General features: G+C 60.3%; 4 protein-coding genes and 1 pseudogene. 3 read left to right on the top strand and 2 right to left on the bottom strand.

Annotation, left to right across the window (positions count from 1 at the left end; translation table 11 throughout):
* Positions 1-77: 77 nt before the first annotated feature.
* Positions 78-1,949: pseudogene (locus tag OKB81_RS02620) on the bottom strand (family 20 glycosylhydrolase); the annotation flags it as partial.
* 122 nt (positions 1,950-2,071) lie between these two features.
* Positions 2,072-3,526, bottom strand: coding sequence for an N-acetylglucosamine-specific PTS transporter subunit IIBC (nagE, locus tag OKB81_RS02615; RefSeq protein WP_010674099.1), 1,455 nt, complete (start codon positions 3,524-3,526; stop codon positions 2,072-2,074).
* Positions 3,527-3,798: 272 nt separating this feature from the next.
* On the opposite strand from nagE, the gene nagB reads away from it, so the two are divergent.
* From nagB to nagC, 3 genes are read left to right on the top strand one after another with little or no spacing between them, the layout of a single operon-like run.
* Positions 3,799-4,599, top strand: coding sequence for a glucosamine-6-phosphate deaminase (gene nagB / locus OKB81_RS02610; RefSeq protein WP_270805119.1), 801 nt, complete (start codon positions 3,799-3,801; stop codon positions 4,597-4,599).
* A 9-nt stretch (positions 4,600-4,608) separates the two neighbouring features.
* Positions 4,609-5,754: an N-acetylglucosamine-6-phosphate deacetylase gene (gene nagA / locus OKB81_RS02605; RefSeq protein ID WP_039039842.1), complete on the top strand. Its 1,146-nt coding sequence runs from the start codon at positions 4,609-4,611 to the stop codon at positions 5,752-5,754.
* Between the two features lie 4 nt (positions 5,755-5,758).
* Positions 5,759-6,973, top strand: coding sequence for a DNA-binding transcriptional regulator NagC (gene nagC / locus OKB81_RS02600; RefSeq protein WP_010674096.1), 1,215 nt, complete (start codon positions 5,759-5,761; stop codon positions 6,971-6,973).
* Positions 6,974-7,054: the final 81 nt, after the last annotated feature.

Raw genomic sequence — 7,054 nt, 5'->3', positions numbered from 1 at the left:
GATCTATCAACCCCCGAAAGGGGATCAAGAGATGATCGTCACATTCGACTGTCAACGGGGGGCTGGTGAACGCTTACCTTCAGGCCATCTTCCCACGCCTGCAGGGTGGAGAAGCCGTGGCCCTTGACCATCTCGCTCACTTCCTTGGCAAAGTAGACCGGCAGCTCGGCCACATCCTTGATCTTGCCATCGTCGATCATCTTCTGGCACATGGGGGACTTGCCGAACGGCTTGTCCTGCTTGCTGGAGTCGACGTTGCCCTTCCAGGCCACCAGATCTTCTTTCTTGGTGACGGCCGGATCCTGGTAACCACCGCCCTGCATGATGTTCTTCGCCTCGTCACCACCGTAGTGCCAGGCGGTCAGCGGCTGGCCGGCGGCCTGGTGCATCTGGGCCACTTCGTCCATCACCTTGGCCACGAAGGTGGCGGCACCCGGCTGGCAGGGGTTGATGAAGGACATCTTGTCGTAGAACTGTACCGAGGTGACGTTGGAGGTATCGGCCGGGTCAGTCAGACGGAACTGATTGGCCTCGGCTTCTTTGCCCTCGCTCATCAGACGCTTGTAGCGTGCCTCCATGGAGACCACGGCGGCACGGGCGTGGGCCTGCATGTTGATCTCGGGGATCACTGTCACACCGCGGGCCTTGGCGTAACGCACCAGGTCGATGTAGTCCGCCTTGCTGTAGAAACCGGAGCCCTGGTTGTCGCTGGTGGGGCCGGAGCCGAGCTGCGGCATCAGGCACTTGGTTTCGGACTCGTCGTGGCAACGCTGGCTGCCGACGTCGGTCAGCTCCGGCAGGCCCGGGATCTCCAGACGCCAGCCTTCATCGTTGGTCAGCCCCAGGTGCAGCACGTTGAGCTTCATGGCGGACATCTGGTCAACCAGCTTCTTCATGGTCTCGGGGCTTCTGAAGTGACGGGCCACGTCGGTCTGCATGCCACGGTATTCAAAGCGCGGCGCATCCTCGACGCTCATCTGGCTCACCAGCTTGTCGTCAACCCCCAGCAGAGAGATCAGAGACTGGGCGCCCCAGAAGGCGCCGTCAACGTCGTGCCCCTGAATGACGGTGCCCTTCTTGCCGATGGTCATGTCGTAGCCTTCGGCCTGCTTGAGCTTGCTGCCGAGCTTGATGGTGACCGGGTAGCCGGTGTCGGAGAGGGTAACACCCAGCTTGGTCAGTTGCGCCTTCAGGGCCTCGGCGCGATCGCTTGGCAGGTCAAGGGCATTGAGCTTGATGGTGGAGAAGTCGACTTGCGGGCCGGCCTTGACCACCTGCTTCATCGGGCTCGGCAGGATGCGGTCGTCAATCTTGCCGGCAGGCAGCAGGGTGCTGGTCTGGTTCGCGGCGAAACGGGTCTCGCTGTTCATCAGGATGTTGTTGTCATCCTTGGTGCGCTTCCAGCCATCGGCAGGCATCGGCTTCTCGTAGGTGCTGGCATCGTCGATGTTGCTCATGCTGGCCAGCACTTTCGGCTCGGCCCCTTCACTGGCGACATACCAGTTCGGCATGATGTCAGATTCGAACAATACCCAGTATTCCACCACCAGGGGCACCTCGACCGTGGCGTCCTTGGCAAAGCCCTGGAACTTCTCGGTCGGCGTCAAACGATAGAGGTCGCCGGTCAGGTGGGTGATGGTGAACTGGTCGTTGTCCACCCGCTGGATGCGGCGGATGGAGGAGACATAGATGCTCCAGTCCTTGGAGGTGACGTCGGCACCGGTATTGGTCAGGTGCAGCTTGGCAACGCCGCAGCTTGCCCACTCGGAGCCCAGCGCCTGGCAGTCAAGACCGGCGCCGGCACCGTCATTGGTGACGACTTCGTACTTGACGACGAGGTTGCTGGCGAGGGCGTCGACCACCGCTTGCCTGGCAGCATCAGCTGCAAGTGCGGGACCGGCGAAAACGGTAGACATGGCAATGGCTAACAGAGAATGTTTCAAGTTCATAACTGCTGCTCTCATTTGAAGTAAAGGTTGGATTTTCTTGGCTTTTTTTATATGGGGCCCCGAGGCGGGGCCCTTAGTTATGTCAACAATGGACTTAGACTTGAGGTGAGCGAGTCGCTCGATTAACGCAGGGCTTTCATCTCACCGGCGATGATCTCGGCCAATGGGCCCAGAATCACCTGCAGGTTCTGCTCACCGAGCTTGACCACACCGGCCGCGCCCAGGGCTTTGAGCTTACGCTCGTCAACGATGCTGCGGTCTTTCAGGGTCAGACGCAGACGGGTGATGCAGGCGTCGATGGTCACCAGGTTGTCCTGACCACCCAGCACTTCCAGATACTGCTTGGCCAGCTCGGTGCGGTCGGTGGTTTGAGCCTGTACCGGCACGGCTTCGTCATCTTCACGACCCGGGGTTTTCAGGTTGAACTTGGCGATCACTGCGCGGAAGACCACGTAGTAGAGGCCGAAGAAGACCAGACCCTGTACCAGCAGCATGTACCACTGGGTCGCTAGCGGGTTGCGGCTGGAGAGCACCATATCCACCAGACCGGCGCTGAAGCCGAAACCGGCGATCCAGTGCATGGAGGCTGCGATGAACACGGAGATACCGGTCAGCAGGGCGTGGATGACGTACAGTACCGGCGCCACGAACATGAAAGAGAACTCGAGCGGCTCGGTCACCCCGGTGAAGAAGGCGGCAAAGGCGGCAGCGATCATGATGGACGCAACCTTCTCTTTGTTCTCTTTCTTCGCGCTGTGGTAGATGGCCAGTGCGGCACCCGGCAGACCGAACATCATGATGGGGAAGAAGCCGGCCTGGTACATGCCGGTCACGCCCACGACGGCCTTGCCGGCGTCGATGGAGGATTGGCCACCCAGGAAGTTCGGGATGTCGTTGATGCCGGCAACGTCGAACCAGAACACGGAGTTCAGGGCGTGGTGCAGACCGACCGGGATCAGCAGACGGTTGAAGAAGGCATAGATGCCGGCACCGGTGGAGCCCATGCTGACGATGGATTCACCGAAGCTCACCAGGCCACCGTAGATGACCGGCCAGACGGCCATCAGGATGAAGGAGACGACGATCATCACCACGGAGGTCACGATCGGCACCAGACGACGACCGGAGAAGAAAGCCAGCGCCTTGTGCAGCTCCACGCTGCTGAAGCGGTTGTACAGCTCGGCGGCGATGACACCACACAGGATGCCGACGAACTGGTTGCTGATCTTGGCAAAGGCTGCCGGCACCTGGTCGGCCGGGATACCCTTGATCTGGGCCACGGCGCCCGGGCTCAGCAGGGTGGTGACCACCAGGAAGCCGACCAGACCGGCCAGCGCGGCGGAACCGTCTTTATCCTTGGACATGCCGTAAGCGACGCCGACGGCGAACAGAATGGGCATACTGTCGATGATGGCGGCGCCCGCCTTGATCAGAAACGCAGCCAGAGGGCTTCCGCCACCCCAACCGTTCGGGTCAATCCAGTAGCCAATCCCCATCAGGATCGCGGCGGCAGGCAATACCGCTACCGGCACCATCAGGGCACGGCCGATCTTTTGCAAATAACCGAGAATGTTCACGGTTCCTCTCCTTAGTTGGTGTTTTTCTAGAAATTAAGTGCTTATCACGTTCGACGCATAAGCCATCAAGGCTTGATTGGCAGTCTATGTGTTTTATTTCGCTGCGCAAATTAATAAACCAGCTTTCGTGATCATTATCACTCAACAGAGATAAAGGTAGCCGATAGATGTGGCTTAGTTCGCAATCTTTATTTACGCTATAAAACAACTTGAATCCGTGTCTGGTCCCTTGCCGTCATTCCCTGTGCGGCAACCGTACTGAGGTATATAGAATGCGCCTGATCCCGTTGAAGTCTGCCAGCCAGGTGGGTCTCTGGTCTGCCCGTTACATCGTTGACCGCATCAATGCGTTCAAACCCACTGCCGAGCGCCCCTTCGTGCTGGGTCTGCCCACTGGCGGCACCCCGCTCAACACCTACAAGCGCCTGATTGAGCTGCATAAAGCCGGCGAGGTGAGCTTCCAGAACGTGGTCACCTTCAACATGGACGAGTACGTGGGGCTGCCCAAGGAACATCCGGAGAGCTACCACAGCTTCATGCACAACAACTTCTTCAATCACGTGGACATTCGCCCGGAAAACATCAACATCCTCAATGGCAACGCCGAGGATCTGGTGGCCGAGTGCCAGCGCTACGAAGACAAGATCAAGTCCTACGGCAAAATCCACCTGTTCATGGGCGGCGTCGGCAATGACGGCCACATCGCCTTCAACGAACCGGCCTCTTCCCTGGCTTCCCGTACCCGGGTCAAGACCCTGACCGAAGACACCCGCATCGCCAACTCCCGCTTCTTTGGCTGCGACATGGAGCAGGTGCCCAAGCTGGCCCTGACCGTGGGTGTCGGCACCCTGATGGACGCCGAAGAGATCCTGATCCTGGTGGTCGGTCACGCCAAGGCCCAGGCCCTGCAGGCCACCGTGGAGGGTAGCGTCAACCACATGTGGACCATCTCCACCCTGCAACTGCATCCGAAAGGGATTGTGGTGTGCGACGAACCTTCCACCATGGAGTTGAAGGTCAAGACGGTGCGCTACTTCCAGCAACTGGAAGCCGACAACATCAAACACCTCTGAGGAGCCCCCATGTACGCTCTGACTAATTGCACTCTCTACACCGGCAGCTGCGTGCTGACCGGTTATGGCGTGGTCATCGATGGCGACAAGATTGTCGCCATCTCCCGCCAGGCAGAACTGCCCGCCGGCATCGAGCAGATTGACCTCCAGGGCGCCAACCTCAGCGCCGGCTTCATCGACGTGCAGCTCAACGGCTGCGGTGGCGTCATGTTCAACGGTCACATCACCACGGACACCCTGGCCACCATGCAGGCGGCCAACCTGAAATCCGGGACCACCAGCTTCCTGCCGACCCTGATCACCAGCCCGGATGCGGACATGAAGCAGGCCGTCGCCGTCACCCGCGACTACATGGCCGCCCACCCCAACGAGGTGCTTGGCGTCCATCTGGAAGGGCCCTATACCAACCTCAAGCGCAAGGGGATCCACCCGGCCGAACAGATCCGCCAGCCCGCCGACGAGATGATCGACTTCTTCTGCGACAACGCGGACGCCATCGCCAAGATCACCCTGGCGCCGGAGCGCAACAAGCCCGAGCACATCCGCCGTCTGGTGGAAGCCGGCATCCTGGTCTCCGCCGGCCATACCGCCGCCAACTACGACCAGGCCATGGCGGGCTTTGACAACGGCATGCGCTTTGCCACCCACCTCTACAACGCCATGACTCCGACCCTGAACGGTCGCGAGCCCGGCGTGGTCGGTGCCATCTACGATCGCAAGGATGTCTATGCGGGCATCATCGTCGACGGCCACCACGTACACTGGGCCAACGTGCGCCTGGCGCACAGGATGCTGGGGGAGCGGCTGGTGCTGGTCACCGATGCCACCGCGGCGGCAGGTGCACCGGAAGGCTTTGAGAAATTTGATTTTTGCGGCGCAACCGTCTATTTCCGCGATGGTCAGTGCGTCGATGAGAATGGTACACTCGGCGGCTCCGCCCTCACCATGATCGAAGGGGTGGAAAATCTGGTCAAACAGGTCGGATTGCCGCTCGACGAAGCACTGAGAATGGCCACCCTTTACCCCGCTCGCGCCATTGGATGGGACTCGCGTCTCGGTAGTATCCAGGTCGGAAAAATTGCCAACCTCACCGTCTTTGATCAGGCCTTCGCGGTCTGCGGGACCGTGGTTAACGGACACTACACAACACAGTGACACTATGACTGGCGGACAAATAGCAAACGTAGATCTTATCAAGCAGGTAAACAGTGCGGTCGTCTATCGCCTCATTGACCTGCAGGGGCCCATCTCGCGGGTCAAAATTGCCGAGTTGAGTCAGCTGGCCCCGGCCAGCGTGACCAAGATAACCCGGCAACTGATCGAGCACGGTCTCATCAGGGAAACCTCGCCGCAAGCCTCCACTGGCGGGCGCCGCGCCATCTCCCTGACCACCATCAAGCATCGCTTCCAGTTTGTGTCCGCCAAGCTGGGTCGCGGCTACCTGCAGCTCTCCCTGTATGACCTCGACGGCAAGGAGCTCGATCAACACATCACCCAGGTGACCGAGATCGAGCAGCAACCCGTGGTGGACATGCTGCTGCGGGAGATTGGCGCCTTCATCGACGCCAATCAGGATCGCAGCCGCAACCTCATCAGCATCGCGCTGACCATGCCGGGTCTGGTCAACCCGGAATCCGGCATGGTCATCTACACCCCCACCTACCAGATCCGCAACCTGGGGCTCGCCAAGCTCCTGGAGCACCACTTCAACCTCCCCTGCTACGTGGGCAACGACACCCGTTCGCTGGCGCTGGCCGAACACTTCTTCGGCGAGTCCCGCGACTGCATGGACTCCATCTTGGTGAGTGTCCACCAAGGGACGGGATCTGGCATCATCACCAAGGGCAAGGTGTTTCTCGGCCAGAACCGCAACGTCGGTGAAATAGGCCACATCCAGGTCGAACCGCTCGGCAAGCGCTGCCACTGCGGCAACTTCGGCTGCCTCGAGACCATCGCCTCCAACGAGGCCATCGTCGACAAGGTGAAGGAGCTCATCAGCCGCGGTCACCTGAGTTCGCTGCAAGAGAAGCACATCACCATCCAGGAGGTGTGCAAGGCGGCGGTGGCCGGTGACGAGCTGGCCCGCAGCGTGATCGAGAACGTGGGGGAGCACCTGGGGCGCGCCATCGCCATCACGGTCAACCTGTTCAACCCCCAGAAGGTGCTCATCGCCGGTGAAATCACCGCCGCCGAAGAGATCCTGATCCCGGCCATCCGCCGCTGCGTCGAACACCAGTCTCTGCCAAGTTTCCATCGCGGCCTGCCCATCGTGAAGGCGCGCTTCCAGAACCAGCCCACCATCGGCGGCTTCGCCCTGGTCAAGCGCTCCCTGCTGGAAGGGGATCTGCTGCAGATCATCATGGAGCAGAAGTAGGCCCACCCCTTCGGATACGAAAACGGCAGCCAGTGGCTGCCGTTTTTTTATGGTCTGTTATCGCCGGTTCACCCCGCTCTA

The organism is Aeromonas sp. QDB56, assembly GCF_027705505.1.
Taxonomy (GTDB): domain Bacteria; phylum Pseudomonadota; class Gammaproteobacteria; order Enterobacterales; family Aeromonadaceae; genus Aeromonas; species Aeromonas caviae.
The sequence above is the reverse complement of the archived record's forward strand: the minus strand, read 5'-3'. Positions and strand labels throughout refer to the sequence as shown.